The sequence below is a fragment of the Acidovorax benzenivorans genome, from assembly GCF_028680575.1.
GTDB classification, from domain to species: domain Bacteria; phylum Pseudomonadota; class Gammaproteobacteria; order Burkholderiales; family Burkholderiaceae_C; genus Acidovorax; species Acidovorax benzenivorans.
On the sequence record NZ_JAPCKI010000006.1, the window covers coordinates 207,684 to 225,070 of the forward strand.

Annotated in this window: 19 protein-coding genes and 1 pseudogene; 12 read left to right on the top strand and 8 right to left on the bottom strand. The window is 66.5% G+C overall.

The window, feature by feature from the left end; genetic code table 11:
- Window positions 1–28: 28 nt before the first annotated feature.
- From OIN59_RS12990 to OIN59_RS13005, 5 genes are all read right to left on the bottom strand, one after another.
- Complete coding sequence (locus OIN59_RS12990; RefSeq protein WP_274110898.1) at window positions 29–1,084, bottom strand: ABC transporter permease; 1,056 nt, start codon at window positions 1,082–1,084, stop codon at window positions 29–31.
- Window positions 1,065–2,555: a sugar ABC transporter ATP-binding protein gene (locus OIN59_RS12995; RefSeq protein WP_274110900.1), complete on the bottom strand. Its 1,491-nt coding sequence runs from the start codon at window positions 2,553–2,555 to the stop codon at window positions 1,065–1,067. The genes OIN59_RS12990 and OIN59_RS12995 overlap by 20 nt, the downstream gene beginning before the upstream one ends.
- Window positions 2,552–3,790 (bottom strand): ROK family transcriptional regulator, encoded by a 1,239-nt coding sequence (locus OIN59_RS13000; RefSeq protein ID WP_407655096.1) that lies wholly within the window; start codon window positions 3,788–3,790, stop codon window positions 2,552–2,554. Before OIN59_RS13000 ends, OIN59_RS12995 begins: the two co-directional genes overlap by 4 nt.
- Before the next feature lie 190 nt (window positions 3,791–3,980).
- Window positions 3,981–4,397 (bottom strand): DDE-type integrase/transposase/recombinase, encoded by a 417-nt coding sequence (locus OIN59_RS25365; RefSeq protein ID WP_407655097.1) that lies wholly within the window; start codon window positions 4,395–4,397, stop codon window positions 3,981–3,983.
- 59 nt (window positions 4,398–4,456) lie between these two features.
- On the bottom strand, window positions 4,457–4,981 hold the full coding sequence (locus OIN59_RS13005) for an Mpo1 family 2-hydroxy fatty acid dioxygenase (protein WP_274110902.1): 525 nt from the start codon (window positions 4,979–4,981) through the stop codon (window positions 4,457–4,459).
- 117 nt (window positions 4,982–5,098) lie between these two features.
- On the opposite strand from OIN59_RS13005, the gene OIN59_RS13010 reads away from it, so the two are divergent.
- From OIN59_RS13010 to OIN59_RS13040, 7 genes are all read left to right on the top strand, one after another.
- A complete protein-coding gene (locus OIN59_RS13010) occupies window positions 5,099–5,803 on the top strand; it encodes a Crp/Fnr family transcriptional regulator (protein ID WP_274110904.1) in 705 nt (234 codons plus the stop codon).
- Between the two features lie 103 nt (window positions 5,804–5,906).
- Window positions 5,907–7,340 carry an aldehyde dehydrogenase family protein gene (locus tag OIN59_RS13015; protein WP_274110906.1) on the top strand — a complete coding sequence of 478 codons (1,434 nt, stop codon included), beginning with the start codon at window positions 5,907–5,909 and terminating at the stop codon, window positions 7,338–7,340.
- 88 nt (window positions 7,341–7,428) lie between these two features.
- Entirely contained in the window at window positions 7,429–8,046 is a 618-nt protein-coding gene (locus OIN59_RS13020) for a DUF2889 domain-containing protein (protein WP_274110908.1), read from the top strand.
- A gap of 58 nt (window positions 8,047–8,104) precedes the next feature.
- Window positions 8,105–8,866, top strand: a complete 762-nt coding sequence (locus OIN59_RS13025; protein ID WP_274110910.1) for an SDR family oxidoreductase — start codon at window positions 8,105–8,107, stop codon at window positions 8,864–8,866.
- A gap of 125 nt (window positions 8,867–8,991) precedes the next feature.
- Window positions 8,992–9,117, top strand: a complete 126-nt coding sequence (locus tag OIN59_RS13030) for a hypothetical protein (RefSeq protein ID WP_274110912.1) — start codon at window positions 8,992–8,994, stop codon at window positions 9,115–9,117.
- A 117-nt stretch (window positions 9,118–9,234) separates the two neighbouring features.
- Window positions 9,235–10,215: a bactofilin family protein gene (locus OIN59_RS13035; protein WP_274110914.1), complete on the top strand. Its 981-nt coding sequence runs from the start codon at window positions 9,235–9,237 to the stop codon at window positions 10,213–10,215.
- Window positions 10,212–10,892 (top strand): hypothetical protein, encoded by a 681-nt coding sequence (locus OIN59_RS13040; protein ID WP_274110916.1) that lies wholly within the window; start codon window positions 10,212–10,214, stop codon window positions 10,890–10,892. The genes OIN59_RS13035 and OIN59_RS13040 overlap by 4 nt, the downstream gene beginning before the upstream one ends.
- Window positions 10,893–10,930: 38 nt before the next feature.
- On the opposite strand, the gene OIN59_RS13045 is transcribed toward OIN59_RS13040, so the two are convergent.
- On the bottom strand, window positions 10,931–11,773 hold the full coding sequence (locus OIN59_RS13045) for a type IV pili methyl-accepting chemotaxis transducer N-terminal domain-containing protein (protein ID WP_274110918.1): 843 nt from the start codon (window positions 11,771–11,773) through the stop codon (window positions 10,931–10,933).
- Between the two features lie 170 nt (window positions 11,774–11,943).
- Between OIN59_RS13045 and moaA the strand changes: the two genes are divergently transcribed.
- From moaA to OIN59_RS13070, 5 genes are all read left to right on the top strand, one after another.
- On the top strand, window positions 11,944–13,083 hold the full coding sequence (moaA, locus tag OIN59_RS13050) for a GTP 3',8-cyclase MoaA (protein WP_274110921.1): 1,140 nt from the start codon (window positions 11,944–11,946) through the stop codon (window positions 13,081–13,083).
- Window positions 13,084–13,172: 89 nt separating this feature from the next.
- Window positions 13,173–13,811, top strand: a complete 639-nt coding sequence (gene mobA / locus OIN59_RS13055; protein WP_274110923.1) for a molybdenum cofactor guanylyltransferase MobA — start codon at window positions 13,173–13,175, stop codon at window positions 13,809–13,811.
- A 15-nt stretch (window positions 13,812–13,826) separates the two neighbouring features.
- Window positions 13,827–14,372 carry a GNAT family N-acetyltransferase gene (locus OIN59_RS13060; RefSeq protein ID WP_274110925.1) on the top strand — a complete coding sequence of 182 codons (546 nt, stop codon included), beginning with the start codon at window positions 13,827–13,829 and terminating at the stop codon, window positions 14,370–14,372.
- Window positions 14,373–14,391: 19 nt separating this feature from the next.
- A complete protein-coding gene (gene moeA / locus OIN59_RS13065) occupies window positions 14,392–15,747 on the top strand; it encodes a molybdopterin molybdotransferase MoeA (protein WP_274110927.1) in 1,356 nt (451 codons plus the stop codon).
- A gap of 94 nt (window positions 15,748–15,841) precedes the next feature.
- The gene (locus OIN59_RS13070) at window positions 15,842–16,168 is read left to right on the top strand and encodes a thioredoxin family protein (RefSeq protein WP_274111184.1); all 327 of its coding nucleotides are present in this window, start codon (window positions 15,842–15,844) and stop codon (window positions 16,166–16,168) included.
- 35 nt (window positions 16,169–16,203) lie between these two features.
- Here OIN59_RS13070 and OIN59_RS13075 read toward each other — a convergent pair.
- A pseudogene (locus OIN59_RS13075) lies at window positions 16,204–16,827 on the bottom strand (efflux RND transporter permease subunit); the annotation flags it as partial.
- Between the two features lie 94 nt (window positions 16,828–16,921).
- Complete coding sequence (gene rnhA / locus OIN59_RS13080; protein WP_274110929.1) at window positions 16,922–17,371, bottom strand: ribonuclease HI; 450 nt, start codon at window positions 17,369–17,371, stop codon at window positions 16,922–16,924.
- Between the last annotated feature and the right edge of the window lie 16 nt (window positions 17,372–17,387).

Genomic DNA, 17,387 nt, shown 5'->3' on the forward strand with positions numbered 1-17,387 from the left:
CGCCAGGAGAGTTGTTCCGGCCACTCCATCACCGCTTGCCGCGCTGCATGAAGGCCACGGCAATGATCACGAAGCCCTGCACGGCAGCATTCAGGTACACGCTGATGATGCTGGTGAGGTTGAGGATGTTGCTGATGACCGAGAGCAGTATGGCGCCCACCACCGTGCCGGTGATGCTGCCCGCCCCGCCCTTCAACACCGTGCCGCCCACGATCACCGCAGCGATCGCCTCCAGCTCCCACAAAAGCCCCGTGGTGGGCGATGCAGAACCCAGGCGCGGCACGTACAGCAGCGTGGCGATGCCCACGCAAACGCCGAGCAGCATGTACGTCAGGATCTTGATCTTGTGCACGTCCACCGCCGCGTACTGCGCCACCTGCTCGTTGGAGCCGATGGCCTGCACATAGCGGCCATAGGCCGTGCGGTTCAGGATCACGCCGCCGATGACAGCCACCAGCAGAAAGATCCACACGGGGATGGGCACGCCCAGCAGGTTGGCGTAGTACACGGGGCTGTAGATGTCCGAAAGATCGTTCTCCAGCGTGATCGCGCCGCCGTTCGAGAAGTACGTGAGGTACGCACGGAAGATGCCCAGCGTGCCCAGCGTCACGATGAAGGGCTCGATGCGCCCCTTGGTGATGAGCAGGCCGTGCACCAGCCCGAACACCGCGCCCAGCACCACGGCTAGCAGCATGCCCACCACCACGGCCGCCAGGGGCGAGCCCAGCACGGGCGCCATGGCGTTCATGAACAGGATGACCGAGCCTGCGATCAGCGCCGCCATCGATCCCACAGACAGGTCGATGCCGCCCGAGATGATCACAAAGCACATGCCCACCGCGATGATGCCGATGAAGGCCGTGCGCGTGAGCACGTTCATCACGTTGTCGTAAGTAGCAAAGTTGCTGTTGAGCAGCGTGCCCGCAATGCACAGCAGCACCAGGCCGATGACCGGGCCCAGCCCGTGCAGCTTGCCCCACCAGGCCGTGGCGCCGCCGTGGCGGCCTGCACCGGGTACCACAGATGGTGCGGGTGCTGCGGCAACCGCTGCGGTGGTAGCGTTTTCAGCGGGTACCTGTGGCATGGGTGATCAACTCCTCTTCGGTCAAATTAGGCTCTTGGAGCGTGGTCAGCAGCCGCCCGGCGCGCATCACCGCCACGCGGTGGCACAGGCCGATCAGCTCCATCAGTTCGGACGAAATCACCACAACAGCAAGCCCCTGCTCTGCCAAGCGCTGCACCAGGTGATAAATCTCGCGCTTGGCGCCCACGTCCACGCCGCGCGTGGGCTCGTCGAGCACCACCACGCTCGGGCCGGGGTGCAGCACCTTGGCCAGCGCCAGCTTCTGCTGGTTGCCGCCCGACAGCGACGACGCGCGCACCTCCAGCGAGCCGGTGCGGATGCCGAACTCCTGCACCGCATCGCGCAGCGCGGCCTGCTCGGCCGCCGGGTCGAGCCAGGGCTTGGCATAGCGCTCCAGCGCCATCAGCGTCAGGTTGGGGCGCAGGCTGAAATGCACGTGCAGGCCCTTGCCCTTGCGGTCTTCGCTCAGATACGTGAGACCGTGCCGGGCCGCATCGCGCGGGCTCTTGAGCTGCACCTGCTTGCCCGCCAGCTCCACCGTGCCGGCCGAGCGCGGGCGCAGGCCCAACAGGCCCTCGAACAGCTCCGTGCGCCCCGCGCCCACCAGCCCTGCAAAGCCCAGAATCTCGCCGCGCCGCACCTCAAAGTCCACGCCCTCGGCCCACCCCGGCACCGTGAGGCCGCGCACCTGGATGGCCGGTGCGCCATCCTGCGGCGCCGGCAGCTTGGGCGGGAACAAATCAGCCAGCTCGCGGCCCACCATCAGGTTGGCCATCTGCCGCCGCGTCACGCTGGCCGTGGGCTCACGCGCCACCAGCAGGCCGTCGCGCATCACCACCACCTCGTCGGTGGTGCGCTCCACTTCGTCGAGCTTGTGCGATATGTAGATGATGGTCACGCCCGCCGCCTTGAGCCCGGCCATCAGCGCAAACAGGCGCTCCGTCTCGCCGGGGGTCAGCGTGGCGGTGGGCTCGTCCATGATGAGCAGGCGCGCATTGCGGGCCAGCGCGCGGGCAATCTCCACCAGCTGCTTTTCAGCCACGATGAGCTTGCGCACCCGCGTGTCGGGGTCCAGCGGCAAGCCCACTTTGGCAAGCGCCTCGCGCGTCTTCTCGCGCATCGCCTTGTCGTCCAGGAAGGGGCCGCGCTTGATCTCGTGGCCCAAGAAGATGTTCTGCGCAATCGTCAGGTCGTCCGCCAGGTTGAACTCCTGGTGGATCAGCACAATGCCCTGCGCCTCGGCCGCCCGCGATCCGCCGCCGGGTGCACGCACCGCGCCGTCCACCACCACCTCTCCGGTGGTCGGGCTCTCGTACCCCGCCAGGATCTTCATCAGCGTGGACTTGCCCGCGCCGTTCTCGCCCAGCAGGCCATAGACGCGGCCCGGCTGCAGCGCAAAGCCCACCCCGTGCAGCACGCGCACCGGGCCAAACTCCTTGGTGATATTGCGGAACTCGACGGCTACGCTCATCGCGCTGCCCCCACACCAACGCCCGCACCCGTCACCGAGCCCGCGCGTGACAGGCTCTCTTGCATCGCCAGCACGCCCGCGCCCACCACACCGGCATCGTCGGCCAGCGGCGCGTATTGAATCTCCAGATGCCGCGTAGAAAGCGCCAGCGAACGGTGGTACACGCTCTGCCGCACCGACGCGAGGAACAGCGGCCCCATGTCCGTCACCCGTCCCGCAATGAACACATGCGACGGGTTGAAGAAGTTGACGATGGACGCCAGCATCTGCCCCACCAAGCTGCCCGCGCGCTGGATGATGGCGTTGGCAGCCACATCGCCCGTGCGGCTGGCCTGGGCCACGTCTTCAATCGTCAGCGTGCCCGTGCTTTGCAGCCGCTCGGCCAGCAGCGCGCTTTCGCCACGCTGCGCGGCCTCGATAGCCATGCGCGCCATGGCGGGCGCTGCCGCCATCGCCTCCACACAGCCCTGGTTGCCGCAGTGGCAGCGCGGGCCGTGCTGGTCCACGCAGATGTGGCCCACATCGCCCGCCGAGCCATTGGCGCCCCGGTACACCTGCCCGTGGCACACGATGCCGCAGCCAATGCCCGTGCCCACTTTGATCACCAGGAAGTTGGGCAGATTGCGCTGCAGCCGGTACATCTCGCCCAGCGCCATCAGGTTCACGTCGTTGTCCACAAACACCGGCGCGGCAAACGCCTCGCGCAGGTAGTCGCGGATGGAAAAGCCGTCCCAGTCGGGCATCAGCGGCGGGTTGACGAGCTGCCCGCTTTCAAAATCCACCGGCCCCGGCACGCCCATGCCAATGGCAATCACCTGATTTGCAGCGAGCCCGCAGCGCGCCAGCAGCTCGCGCATCAGCCCCCGCACCCGCGCCAGGATCACGCCCGGCCCCTGGCGCACATCAATGGGCTCGCGGTGCCGCACCAGCACCGTCATGTCGGGGCGCATCACTGCGACCTGCATGCTGGTCGCGCCCAGGTCGGCGCCAATCACCACGCCCAGGGTTTCGCTCAAACGCAGGGTTTCGGCACGCCGGCCGCCAGAGGACTCTTGCAGGCCCACCTCGTCGAGCAGGCCTTCATCGAGCAACGCCGCCACCATGGCGTTGGCCTTGCTCTTGGAATAGGCCAAGCGCTGCGCGAGTGCATTGCGCGACGCGCCTGCGGACCAGAAGATGGTCTGCAAGACGCCCAGGTCTTCGGCGCCGCAGTGACTCCAGCGGGTGGATGGCAAGGCTTGTCTCCTGTCATGTTTTTGTGCAGCACCTCATGGTGGTGGGTGCTTGACAGGGATGCTATGCGGTCTACTTTGGCCGGGCAAGACTGAACTTTGACCTAATTTGGACCTAATGAACGATTTGCGTTGAATCGCCCCAGGTTCCCCAGACACTTTTGAGCCGTTGGGAATGGGGTCTTTTTGAACGCTACCGATGAGGTATCTCCAGCATTGCTGTAGCGTCGCCGAGGGTTGTAAAACATCCCGATGTCATGAAAGTAATCGACTCTGCTTGATCGCAGTTTGGGTCGGTCTGGCGACGAATTCGCTCTCGCTTGAGAAGTCGGACGAAGCTCTCGGCCACGGTGTTGTCAAGGCAATTGCCCCGACGGCTCATGCTGGAGACTCGGTTGTGATCGCTCAGAGGGCCCTGCCATGCATGCGCACTGAACTGACGGCCTTGTTCGGAGTGGGTGATGACAGCGCTTTTGGGTTGCCGACGCCTCAGCACCATCATCAGCGCGTTGAGCATCCATTCAGTGTCGATACGGTGCCTCATGGACCAGCCGACCGTCTGCCGGAACAACAGGTCGATGACGGACCCGCAGGACCAACCAGCCCTCATGGGGGCTGACGGAGGTGATGCCGACTACCCAGGACTGACTGGGCTCGCGGGCATTGAATCTACGCTGCCTGGTGCCCCGCGCGCTGGCGCACCGGGCCGCTGCGTGACTCCACCGCCGCTTGCACCTCCTTGCGCAGGCCCAGGGCAAAGGCCCACTCAGCCACCACAAACAGCGGGCCCACGATCAGGCCCACCAGGTCGTCCACAAACGCAGGCTTACGGCCTTCGTAGTAGTGGCCCACAAACTGGATCACCCACCCCACGGCAAACAGACCGATGCCCGTGGCCAGCCACACCGCCAGGCTTTGTACCGCCACCCACTGCCCGCCCATCAGCATGGCTGCCAGCAGGGTCGCCATGGCCAGGCCAAAACGCATGTCCAGCCGGAAGTAGAAAACGCTGGCAGCCAGCGCGCCGAACAGTGCCGGGCTCAAAGGCAGCTGGCCCACCGCCCAGGTCGGGCGCGACAGCAGGATGACGACGGCGAACATGATCATGGGCACACCCACAAAATGGGTGTGGATGTTGCGCGGGTCGCGGTGGTAGTCGGCGTATTGAGAGAGGTGGTCGATCAGGGTTTTCATGGGTGTCTCCAGCATTTGTTTTGCGCAGCATCAATACTCGCTCCGGGGGCGCGCCAGCGTCTGTCGTGCACACGACAAAAACCCAGCCACACACCTCGCCCCGTCCACTCGCATCGCATGACCGACCCCGCTGCCTACCTGCCCGTTCTCCAGTCTGGCCGCTGGTTTGCCCACCTGCCACCCGACTTTGCCCAGCCGCTGATTGCGATGGCGCAGTTGCGCCACCTGCAGGTGGGCGAGGTGCTGTTCCGGCGCGGTGATGCGCCCTGTGGCCTGTATGCGGTGGTGCGCGGCGCGGTCAGCATCTCGGGCACCGGGGGGCGGGCCGACGAGGCACGGGCCGCGCTGCTAATCCGCCTGGAGCCGCCGCACTGGTTTGGCGAGATCTCGGTGTTCGACAACTCGGCCCGCACACACGATGCGCAAGCCACCGAGCCAACCACGCTGCTGCACGTCCCGCACGAGCGGCTGCAGCACTGGCTGCAGGCCCACCCGCAGCACTGGCATGCGCTGGCCCTGCTGCTCACCGACAAGTTGCGCTCAGCGTTTGTGGCCATGGAAGAGCTGGCGCTGCTGCCCGCACCGCAACGCCTGGCGCGGCGCCTGGTGATGATGGCCGAGGGCTACGGGCAGTGGACGGCCGAGGGGCAGTCGCGCCGCGTGATCGGCATCTCGCAAGAGCAGTTGTCGCTGATGCTGGCGATCTCGCGGCAGACCACCAACCAGATCCTCAAGGACCTGGAGTCACGCCACCTGGTGCGCGTGCAGCGTGGCGAGGTGGAGATTCTGAACCTGGCCGCCCTGCGAGCCGCCTGCTCCTGATTACTATCAAATCAATAGCATTTAAGGCATGCAACACTGGCGCATAGGCCGGTTTTCACTTAAATACTAAGCACACATTCCATTTCCGGGCAAAATGACGACCATGCAACTGAACTACATCGCCAACGCCTCGGTGCCCTCGTCCTCGGGCCGCACGATCCCTGTGATCGACCCGTCCGACGGCCAGCCCTTCGACGAGATCCAGCGCAGCAACGCCGATGACATCGACGCGGCGGTGCATGCAGCCCGCCAGTGCTACAACGCGGTGTGGCAAAAGTTGGCCCCGGTGGAGCGGGGCCGTTTGCTGCAAAAGCTCTCGGCCAAGATCCTGGAGCATGCCGACGAGCTGACGGCCCTGGAGCAGCGTGACTGCGGCAAGCCCACCAAGCAGGCACGGGCCGACGCGATTGCACTGGCGCGCTACTTCGAGTTCTACGCCGGTGCGTGCGACAAGTTCCACGGCGAGACCATTCCCTACCCCGACGGCTACAGCGTGCTGACCTGGCGCGAGCCCCACGGCGTGACGGGCCATGTGATCCCCTGGAACTACCCCATGCAGATCTTTGGCCGCAGCGTGGGCGGCGCCCTGGCTGCGGGCAATGTGTGTGTGGTCAAGCCCGCCGAGGACGCCTGCCTGTCGCTGATCCGCGTGGCGCAGCTGGCGGCCGAGGTGGGCTTCCCCTCCGGCGCACTGAACATCGTCACCGGTTACGGCCACGAGGTGGGCGACGCGCTGGCGCGCCACCCCGGCATCGACCACATCAGCTTCACCGGCAGCCCCAAGATCGGCACGCTGATCCAGCAGGTGGCCGCCGAGCGCCACTGCCCCGTGACGCTGGAGCTGGGCGGCAAGAGCCCGCAGATCATCTTTGCCGATGCCGACCTGGATGCCGCCATCCCCGTGGTCATCAACGCCATCGTGCAGAACGCCGGGCAGACCTGCTCGGCAGGCTCGCGCGTGCTGATCGACTCGCTGATTTACGAGCCGCTGCTGGAACGCCTGGGCAAGGCGTTTGAGAAGCTGCGCGTAGGCCCCGCCGCCATGGACCTGGACGTGGGCCCGCTGATCCGCCAGACGCAGCAGCAGCGCGTGTGGGACTTTCTGTCGGACGCACAGGTCGCAGGCATCCCCATGGTGGCCCAGGGCGTGGTGGTAGACGAAGCCCCCGAGACCGGTTACTACCAGGCCCCCACCCTGCTGCGCGATGTGCCCGTGGGCCACCGCCTGGCGCAGGAGGAAGTGTTCGGCCCCGTGCTGTCAGCCATGGCCTTCCAGGACGAGGACCACGCGGTGGAGCTGGCCAACGCCACGCAATTCGGCCTGGTGGCCGGCATCTGGACGCGCGACGGTGCGCGCCAGTTCCGCATGGCCAAGCGCGTGCACAGCGGCCAGGTGTTCATCAACAACTACGGCGCGGCCGGCGGTGTGGAGCTGCCCTTTGGCGGCGTCAAATCCAGCGGCTACGGACGCGAAAAGGGCTTTGAAGCGCTGTACGGCTTCACCACCTTGAAGACCGTCGCCATCAAGTACGGTTGAAGCACCACAAGGTGTCCCGCCCGCGCACGACGGCACGGGCAGGCCCCGCTAACCTCGGCTGCTTCTGTACGACGATTTTTCCTCCTCCATGCCCCTGAGCCCCCCCGCCCCCCGCACCCTGAAGCATGTCCGCCGGGTGAACTACCAGGGCTTTGAACGCGACGACGGTCTGTGGGACATCGAAGGCGAGCTGCACGACAGCAAGGCCTACGACGCCCCCTCGCACCGCGACCCGACGCGCACGCGCATGGCGGGCGAAGCCATCCACCACATGTGGCTGCGCGTGACCGTGAACCGCCAGTTGGTGGTGCAGGCGGTGGATGTGGCCATGGATTCGCACCCGCTCAAGGGCTGCACCGAGGCCCAGGCTGCGCTGCAGCGCATGGTGGGCTGCAGCATGGCGCGCGGCTGGCGCCAGGCCATCCAGAAGCATCTTGGCGGCGTGGAAAGCTGCACGCACCTGCGCGAGCTGCTGTTCAACCTGGCCACGGCGGCGTTCCAGTCGGTGCCTGCGGTGTTTGCCGCCAGCAGCCCCGGCGAGCCGCCGCGCCACCTGGGCCAGTGCACGGGGTGGGACTTCAACGGCAACGGGGTGAAAGAGTTTTTTCCCCAGTTCTATGGCCGGGAGCCCAAGGCATCTGCCCCGGCAGCCGATACGGCCCTTACCACTGAAATTCCAGCCAAATTGGGCTCTAGCGCAGGTTGAATAAGCGCTAGCAGCTATCATTTTTGATATATCTCACCACAACCCATCGGAGACACCCATGCGTGTGCAGAACAAATCCATCATCGTCACCGGCGCCGGTAACGGCATTGGCGAAGGCATCGCCAAGCGCCTGGCCGCAGAGGGCGGCAAGGTCATCGTCAACGACATCAACGAGGCCGGTGGCCAGCGCGTGGTGGCCGAGATCACGGCAGCCGGTGGCACAGCCGCCTTCTTCAAGGCCGACGTAACCAAGTCCGCCGAGGTGAAAGCCATGGTCGATGAAGCCGTGCGCCTGTACGGCCGCCTGGACGTGGTGGTCAACAACGCAGGCTGGACGCACCGCAACCGCCCCATGCTCGAAGTGAGCGAGGACGAGTTCGACAAGGTCTATGCCATCAACATGAAGAGCATTTACCTGTCGGCCATCCACGCCGTGCCCGCATTGCGCCAGACGGGTGGCGGCAGCATCATCAACATCGCGTCCACCGCCGGGCTGCGCCCCCGTCCGGGCCTGACCTGGTACAACGGCTCCAAGGGCGCAGTCATCATCACCAGCAAGTCCATGGCGGCCGAGCTGGGCCCCGACAACATCCGCGTGAACTGCATCAACCCCGTGTTCAACCCCGACACCGGCCTGGCCGCCGAATTTGCAGGCGGCCCGGTGGACGAGGCGCGCCGCGCCAAGTTTCTGGCCACCATTCCGCTGGGGCGCTTCTCCACCGCGCTCGACGTGGCCAACGCGGCGCTGTACCTGGCGAGCGACGAAGCTTCTTTCATCAGCGGCGTGTGCATTGAGGTGGATGGCGGGCGCTGCGTGTAAGAACCCGAGGAGGGTCTGAGGGAAGGGGCAAGCCACCACAACCCTCGCCCCTCCGTGCCCCAATCCGCACCTGCGCAGTGCGGATTGATTTGACGGTCTTGAAGCCGCTGCCTATAGTGCCGCCGATGTTTGCGAGCCACTCCCCCGCCACGACTGCCAGCGCCAATACGCCGCTGCGCCGTGCCGCACGCTCGCAGGCCACGCTCCAGGCCGGTGACCGCCAAGTCTGCACGCTCACTGCAGACTCCTGAGCCCGGCGACACCCCTTCCCCTCCGCATTCTTTTCGCGCACCTCCTGTCGCCGGGCCCCTCGCCCAGCGCCAGCTTGCGCCTTGGTGACTGCCGGGGCGCGAACGTCAGGAGTGTCCATGCCCCCGTTTCCCTCCAGCGAGATTTCTCTCGCCCCGTACGCCCCTGCGCGCAGCCTGCCCGCCGGTGATGCCCCCGCCAACGCGGCCGTCGCTACCGACATCACCCGCCACTTCATCCGTGCCAAGCAGCCCTGTGCCGACGGCTACCGCTGGTACTTGCGCCGCCAGGAGGGCGCCAGCAACTACCAGACCCTGCTGGATGACCTGGTGCGCGAGGGCCGCGTGGAAGACGCCTGCTGGATGCTCGACCAGTTTGGCCCGACCAACGATGTGCTGGAGGTGGAGCACCTGGAGGCTGACGCGCTGGTGTTTGCCGGTAGCGTGCGCTGCCAGGGCCATGCCAACGTCGAAGGGGTGCTGCGCACGGGCCGCAGCCTGAGCGTGCTGGGCGGCCTGCGGGTGGGCGGTGCACTGCGGGTGGGTGAAGACCTGCGCGTATCGGGCGCCGTGCGCTGCGATGCCAGCGCGCGGCTGCATGGCGACGCGCGCGTGGGCTGGTCCCTGGCGGTGGCGCAGCGGCTGCAGTGCACAGGCAGCCTGCGGGTGGGCGGCGAGCTGGACTGCGGGGCCACCGCCCACATCGGCGGCCACTGCCGGGTGGCCCAGGATCTGCGGGTGGTGGGCGACCTGGGCTGCGACGGCGGCATCAAGGTGGGCGGGCATTTGCAAGCCGATGCCGCCGTGCAGGCCGCCCGGGGCCTGTGGGTGGCGGGCGACGTGGACTGCAAGGGCCACCTGCAGGTGGGCTGGGGCGTGCGTGCGGGTGGACACATCCACGCCGGAGGGGCCATCCGCGCGGGCGAAACGCTGTGGGCGGGCGAAACCATTGCAGCGGGCGAGGCCTATGGTGTCTACGCAGGCCTCGTCGTGCCGCTGCCCGACTGGCCTCACAGCGCCAAAGTGTGCGCCCGCGAACAACCAGCGCGCCTGCTGAGCGGCTGCTGGACCGATGCCGATGGCCAAAGGACCACGCCATGATGGCCAGTGCCTGCAGCCTGCACGCCCCACGCGGCGCCATCGCCACTACCAACCCATGGCCCGGCCAGGGCTTGCTGGGCCGGTGGGCCCAGCTGCTGACCGAACTGCGCATCGACGTGGACCTGTCGGGCCGCGACATCCAGCGCGAGTTCGACGCCCTGCACGACCGCATCCGCACCAATCACCGCACGCGCGACGCGATGCAGCCGTTGCCCTTGCACCTGCGCGGGCTGGTGTTTCGCCTGCGCGAGGCCGATGGCGAATATTTTGTGTATGCCATCGACCCGCAGCGCAACCGCATCGTGGCCTACACCGTGTTCAACCGGCTGGTCGAGGTGGACCGCCGCACCGACCGCCACCTGCGCGCACCCCACGCCAAGGTGGTGGACGGCTACCGCCGCTTGGGAATCGCATCAGTCATCTACCGCTGGTGGCTGGACTCTGGCCGCAGCCTTATGACGGGAGCCCGCCAGTCCGCGGGTGCCCATGGCCTGTGGATGGCCCTGGCGCGCGACTACGAGCTGGCAGCGGTGCGCATCGACGCACACAAACGCGTGCAGCGACTGCCGCTGCCACCGCCTCCGGGGTTCTTCACTGCGCTGGACACGCGGCTGGTGCTCGTGGGACGGGGTTGCCAGCTGGCGGACTTCACCCAGCACGCGGCCTGCGGCGGCTGATCGATGGCACAGAACCTTCTCAGCTCTCCGAGCCCCCCTCAGCCCAGCACTTCGCGCAGGGCGGTTTCGTACAGGCCGGTGAGCTTGTCCATCACGCCCAGCAGGCGTTCGCTGGTAGTGGCCACGGCGCTGAGCCCCGCGTCATCGGCCGGTCGGCGCAGGGCCGAATCAAAGAAAAGCCACTGCGAATCGGCCAGCTCCAGCTCGTTGCGGATGGCGGGGGTAGACACAGGCGCTGCCTTGAGGGTCTGCAGCACCAGGCGAAAGTCGGCCGCATCAGACGCCAACTGCGCCTGCACCACCTTGGATTCCACCTTGGCTGCGTTCAGGAAATAGTTCTTGGCCAGGCGCTGCGACAACATGCGTTGGCGGCCCGCCAGGTTCACCAGGCGGGCACTGGGGGCCTGAGCCATCTTCTCGATGGACTCGGTCACCGCCTGCGCAATCAGCAGGGTGCGGTCCGCCTGCTCAGAAGCCGCAACCACCAACGCGGTCTGGGTGGCTGGCGCTGCGGTCAGCTGGTTGAGCAGGGCAAACTGTTTTTGCACCTCTGCCAGTTGACGCCCCACATCGGCAGGCCATTGCCCCGACTGCATGCCCTTGGCCAGTTCACTGCTGCCCGACTGCACCATCTTGCGCGCGAGTCCCATCACATCCACCGCCGCTCCGGGCAACACCTGCAGGTACTGCTGGCAATAGGCCTTGGCCATGCGTTGCGAGAGCGCGCGAAACCAGCCCGCATAGTTGATGGCCCCCGACAACCCCATCTGCGCCTGGGCGCTCATGGCCCAGGTAGGCAGCAGGATGCCCGCCGCTACCCATTGAACCGCCACACGGCGCTGGCATGGCATGGCATCGGCTGATAGTTCGCGCGTCAACATGGGAATCCCCTTGAAATCGGATGCCCGGATTGTTGCCGTGCAACATTCAGGACACAATGCGCCACGTCAAAGGCGGGGCACACCAACGCCGGTGCAAAACTTGACCGCGATCAACTCTCTGCGCAGGGGCTTACCCCTCTGCACAGGCCTATGCGGCAAAATCGCCCCTTATGGCCGAACGTGTGATTCCTCTGGTGGACCAACGCATCGCCGCTCTGGCGGCGCGGGTGCCCACACACCCCGTGGCCCCCACCGGCCAACTCACCGACACCCGGGGCCGCCCGCTGCGTGACCTGCGCATCAGCGTGACGGACCGCTGCAACTTCCGCTGCAACTACTGCATGCCCAAGGAAGTATTCGACAAGGACTACCCCTACCTGCCACACGGCGCGCTGTTGAATTTTGAGGAGATCACGCGGCTGGCGCGGCTATTTCTGGCGCACGGAGTGCGCAAGATCCGCCTCACAGGTGGCGAGCCCCTGCTGCGCAAGAACCTCGAAGACTTGGTGGCGCAACTGGCCCAGCTGCGCACGGTGGACGGTGTGGCCCCCGACCTCACACTCACCACCAACGGGTCGCTGCTCGCGCGCAAGGCCAAGGCCTTGAAGGACGCAGGCCTGAACCGCGTGACCGTGAGCCTGGACGGCCTGGATGACGCGGTGTTTCGCCGCATGAACGATGTGGACTTTCCGGTGGCTGATGTGCTGGCGGGCATTGAGGCGGCGCACGCAGCAGGCCTGTCGCACATCAAGGTCAACATGGTGGTCAAACGCGGCACCAACGACCACGAAATTTTGCCCATGGCGCGCCACTTTCGCGGCACGGGCACCACGCTGCGTTTCATTGAATACATGGACGTGGGCGCCACCAATGGCTGGCGCATGGACGAGGTGCTGCCCTCGGCCGAGCTGATCGAGCGCCTGCGCGCCGAGCTGCCGCTGGTGCAGCTCAGCCCGAACAACCCCGGCGAAACCGCCGAGCGCTGGGGCTACGCCAATGCCCAGGGCCAATACGACCCCCCGCTGGGCGAAGTGGGCGTGATCAGCAGCGTGACGCAGGCCTTCTGCCACGACTGCAACCGCGCCCGCCTGTCCACCGAAGGCAAGTTGTATCTGTGCCTGTTTGCATCCGAAGGCTACGACCTGCGCACCCTGCTACGTGGCGGCGCCAGCGACGAAGCGATTGCATCGGCCATCGCCCCCATCTGGCAGCAGCGCGGCGACCGGTATTCGGAGCTGCGCAGCAGCCTGCCTGCGGATACCACGCCGGGCGGTGCGCGGCGGGTGGAGATGAGCTACATCGGAGGGTAGCCTGCGCATCCAGCCCCACACCGTGGGGCGATGGCATGGGGTATCGCGCCATCCAACGCCACGCTGTCCAGACCCTCTCAAAAAAACATATGACCCAAACCCAAGACATTACCGGCCTCGTCCTCGCCGGTGGCCGCGGCTCCCGCATGGGCGGGGTGGATAAAGGCCTGCAAAACTTTCGGGGCCTGCCGTTGGCCTTGCACACACTGATGCGGCTGCAGATGCAGACCGGCGCCACCATGGTCAATGCCAACCGCAATCTGGCGGCCTACGAGGCCTTCGGCACGCCGGTGTGGCCTGATGTGCTGAGTGACTACGCCGGGCCCCTGGCGGGCTTTCTGACCGGACTGGAGCGCTGCGAAACCCCCTGGCTGCTGACGGTGCCTTGCGACACCCCGCTGTTTCCGCTGGACCTCGCCCAGCGCCTGGCGGCAGCGGCAGACGCTGAGGGCGCCGACATTGCCATGGCCGCCGCGCCGGAAGACGATGGCAAGGGCCAGACCACCGTGCGCCCGCAGCCTGTGTTCTGCCTGCTGCGCGTGGACCTGCTCGAAAGCCTGGTCGCCTTCACCCAGGCCGGTGGCCGCAAGATCGACGCCTGGACGGGCCAGCATCGCTGCGCCATCGTGCCGTTTGACCAGCCGGGCGATGACCCGCAGGCCTTCTTCAACGCCAATACGCTGGCCGAGCTGCACGCGCTGGAAAGCAGCAGCGCGCACAAGGCCTGACCAGCCCGCAACCCCATGAACGCTCGCACGACGGTGGACACTGGCGCGGTGCAGATCCGCCCCCTGGTCGCCACCGACGCCGTGGCCTACAAAGCCCTGCGCGACGAGGCACTGCGCACCGCGCCGGATGCGTTCACCTCGGACTACGAATCCTCCGTGGGCCGCGATGCCAGTGAGTACGTGGCGCGCTTTGGCGCGCTGGAGTCCGGCCAGTTCTTCCTGGGCGCCTTCGACGCTGCAGGCCAACTGCTGGGCTGCCTGGGCTGCGAGCGCGAGCAGCGCACCAAACAGCGCCACTGCGCCGTGGTGGTGGGCATGATGGTGTCGCCCGGTGCGCAGCGCCGGGGCATTGGTCGGCGGCTGGTGGACGCCTGCGTGCGTGCCGCAGGCCATGTGCCAGGGCTGACCCAGCTGGTGCTCACCGTCACCGCCTCCAACCCCCACGTGGTGCGCCTGTACGAGCAGGCCGGGTTCCGCGCCTGGGGCCTGCTGCCCAACGCCATCGTGGTGGATGGTGTGGGCTACGACAAGCTGCACATGGTGCGGCTGCTCTCCGACTGAATTCAAGCGACTCCACCCCATGAAAACCATTGCCCAGATTGCCGCCGAGCTACAAGGCTACGACCCGCAGGCCCTGAGCGCTGCGGATGTGAACACCTTCCTGGACCGGCTGGTAGAGCCCGTCACCGCCACCGAAGCGCTGCCCCTGTTCAGCGCGCTGGGCCGCGTGCTGGCGCAGGATGTGATCTCACCGGTCAGCGTGCCACCCCATGACAACTCGGCCATGGACGGCTATGCGTTTGCAGGCGCCCAATTGGTGGCCGGGCAGCCCCTCACGCTGCGTGTGGTCGGCACCGCGCTGGCAGGCAAGGCCTGGGCGGGCACGGTGGCGGCGGGTGAGTGCGTGAAGATCATGACCGGTGCCATCATGCCCGCCGGGCTCGACACGGTGGTGCCACAAGAGTTCACCACCACCGCTGCCGACGGCCACATCGCCATCGCAGCCGATGTGCTGCGCGCCGGAGACAACCGCCGCTTCAAGGGCGAAGACATCATGGAAGGCCGCGTGGCCCTGGCCCGTGGCGAGCTGCTGACGCCCGCCGCCCTGGGCCTGGTGGCCAGCCTGGGTCTGCCCACCGTCATGGTGTACCGCCGCCTGCGCGTGGCGTATTTCTCCACCGGCGACGAGATCCTGAGCCTGGGCGAGCCCCCCCGCGAAGGCGCCGTGTACGACAGCAACCGCTACACCGTGTTTGGTCTGCTCACGCGCATGGGGGTGGAGGTGATTGACCTGGGCGTGGTGCGTGACGAGCCCGCACTGCTCGAAGCCGCCTTTCGCCAAGCGGCCCAGCAGGCCGACGCCATCATCACCAGTGGCGGCGTGAGCGTGGGCGAGGCCGACCACACCCGCACCATGATGAAAAAGCTGGGCGACGTGGCCTTCTGGCGCATCGCCATGCGCCCGGGCCGCCCCATGGCGGTGGGGCGCATTGCCACCACAGAAAATCAAGCAAATTTGGCCTCTAGCGCTTATCCATCAAGCGCAAGCAGCTATCAAAATGATATCAACCAACCCCACAGCGGTGCGGTGTTGTTCGGCTTGCCCGGCAACCCCGTGGCGGTGATGGTGACCTTCCTGGCCTTTGTGCGCCCCGCCCTGCTGCGCATGATGGGCAGCACCCGCACCGCACCGCCGCTGCTGCGCGCAACCAGCACCGAGGCCATGCGCAAAAAGCCGGGCCGCACCGAGTACCAGCGCGGCACCGTCACCACCGCCGCCGACGGCACCCTGCAGGTGCGCACCACGGGCAACCAAGGCTCGGGCGTGCTCAGCTCCATGGTGCAGGCCAACGGGCTCATCGTGCTGCACCACGGCCAGGGAAATGTGGCCGTGGGCGACACGGTGGATGTGATGATGTTTGACGGCGTGATCTGACACGGCAATGCACTGCAGGCCGGTGCATGTCATCTACCGTCGGGATGCCCTGAAACCCGCTTTCCACCCCAAACTACAGACAACGATTCACGCCATGCCCTACGCCGCACAACACCTTGCCCAGCCCCCATCCCGCGACGATGTAGACCGCCTGGCAGGCGCCACGGTGGTCGAGTTCGGCACGCCGTGGTGCGGCCACTGCCAGCGCGCCCAGCCGCTGATCGAGGCCGCTCTGAAAGACCGCGCGGACATTGCGCACATCAAGGTGGAAGACGGCCCCGGCCAGCGCCTGGGCCGCACGTTTGGCGTGAAGCTGTGGCCTACGCTGGTTTTTCTGAAGGACGGCAAAGAAGTGGCACGCCTGGTGCGCCCGCAGGGTGGCCAGGAGTTGCAGGACGCAGTGCAGGCTGTGCTGGCCTGAGCCACCCGCGCCACCACCTGCTCAACCAGCACCTCCATCAGCCCCACCAGCGTGATCAACCCGATTTGCGAATACACGTTGAGTGAGCCGCCGCTCCACTTGAGCGCCAGCAGCGCACCAATCATCGACAGCGGCATCGACACCATGATGACGAGCGGGTCGATGAAGCTCTCGAACTGCGCCGCCAGCACCAGGAAGATGAACATCAGCGCCAGCACAAACACCGCGCCCAGCGCACCTTGCGAGTTCTTGAATTCGTGCGAGGCGTCGTTCAGGTCGGTGGTGTAGCCAGGCTTGAGCACCTTGGTGGCCGTGTCGTTCATGAACGTGATGGCCTGGCCCAGCGAGTAGTCGGACGACAGGTTGGCCGTGATGGTGGCCGAGCGGCGCTGCCCAAAGTGGTTCAGCTCGCGCGGGCTCACACTCTCGCGCACATTGACCAGGCTGGTCAGCGGAATCATCGCGTCGTTGCGGCCACGCACATAGATGGTGTCAATGTTCTCGGGTGTGGTGCGGCCCCGCGCTTCGGTCTGCATGATGATCACGTCGTACTGCTCGACATCGCGCTTGTAGCGCGTCACGGTGCGGCCACCCAGCATGGTCTCGATCGCCTTGGCCACCACTTCCACACTCACGCCCAGGTCGGCGGCGCGCTCGCGGCTGTCTTGGTCAGGAGCAAGACGGATCAATATCCCGCAGGCATCAAAAAAGCCTCCGAAGAGGCTTGCGAGGGATGAGCAGTTGGCGATGGATCTACCTGCGGCCCAGGGCCTGGTCCACGCCCCGGTTGGCCAAACCGTCGGCCCGCTCGTTGCCCGGGTCGCCCGAATGCCCCTTCACCCAGCGCCATTCAATGCGGTGGCCGCCGGTACTGACCAGCGCATCCAGCCGCTGCCACAGCTCCACGTTCTTGACCGGCTGCTTGGAGGCCGTGCGCCAGCCCTTGGCCTTCCAGCCATGGATCCACTCGGTAATGCCCTTGCGCACGTACTCGCTGTCCAGGTACAGCGTCACGGCACAGGGGCGCTTGAGGGCCGACAGCGCCTCGATCACCGCCATCAGCTCCATGCGGTTGTTGGTGGTGCCCAGCTCGCCGCCAAACAGCTCTTTTTCGGTCGCACCGGAGCGCAGCAGCACGCCCCACCCGCCGGGGCCCGGATTGCCCTTGCAGGCGCCATCGGTGTAAATCTCTACCTGGTTCAAACTCTGTTCCTGACAA

Coding starts and splice junctions, on each gene's coding strand:
- OIN59_RS12990 (WP_274110898.1), bottom strand. CDS start 1,084: ATGCCACAGGTACCCGCTGAAAACGCTACCACCGCAGCGGTTGCCGCA.
- OIN59_RS12995 (WP_274110900.1), bottom strand. CDS start 2,555: ATGAGCGTAGCCGTCGAGTTCCGCAATATCACCAAGGAGTTTGGCCCG.
- OIN59_RS25365 (WP_407655097.1), bottom strand. CDS start 4,397: ATGAGGGCTGGTTGGTCCTGCGGGTCCGTCATCGACCTGTTGTTCCGG.
- OIN59_RS13005 (WP_274110902.1), bottom strand. CDS start 4,981: ATGAAAACCCTGATCGACCACCTCTCTCAATACGCCGACTACCACCGC.
- OIN59_RS13010 (WP_274110904.1), top strand. CDS start 5,099: ATGACCGACCCCGCTGCCTACCTGCCCGTTCTCCAGTCTGGCCGCTGG.
- OIN59_RS13015 (WP_274110906.1), top strand. CDS start 5,907: ATGCAACTGAACTACATCGCCAACGCCTCGGTGCCCTCGTCCTCGGGC.
- OIN59_RS13020 (WP_274110908.1), top strand. CDS start 7,429: ATGCCCCTGAGCCCCCCCGCCCCCCGCACCCTGAAGCATGTCCGCCGG.
- OIN59_RS13025 (WP_274110910.1), top strand. CDS start 8,105: ATGCGTGTGCAGAACAAATCCATCATCGTCACCGGCGCCGGTAACGGC.
- OIN59_RS13030 (WP_274110912.1), top strand. CDS start 8,992: ATGTTTGCGAGCCACTCCCCCGCCACGACTGCCAGCGCCAATACGCCG.
- OIN59_RS13035 (WP_274110914.1), top strand. CDS start 9,235: ATGCCCCCGTTTCCCTCCAGCGAGATTTCTCTCGCCCCGTACGCCCCT.
- OIN59_RS13040 (WP_274110916.1), top strand. CDS start 10,212: ATGATGGCCAGTGCCTGCAGCCTGCACGCCCCACGCGGCGCCATCGCC.
- OIN59_RS13045 (WP_274110918.1), bottom strand. CDS start 11,773: ATGTTGACGCGCGAACTATCAGCCGATGCCATGCCATGCCAGCGCCGT.
- moaA (WP_274110921.1), top strand. CDS start 11,944: ATGGCCGAACGTGTGATTCCTCTGGTGGACCAACGCATCGCCGCTCTG.
- mobA (WP_274110923.1), top strand. CDS start 13,173: ATGACCCAAACCCAAGACATTACCGGCCTCGTCCTCGCCGGTGGCCGC.
- OIN59_RS13060 (WP_274110925.1), top strand. CDS start 13,827: ATGAACGCTCGCACGACGGTGGACACTGGCGCGGTGCAGATCCGCCCC.
- moeA (WP_274110927.1), top strand. CDS start 14,392: ATGAAAACCATTGCCCAGATTGCCGCCGAGCTACAAGGCTACGACCCG.
- OIN59_RS13070 (WP_274111184.1), top strand. CDS start 15,842: ATGCCCTACGCCGCACAACACCTTGCCCAGCCCCCATCCCGCGACGAT.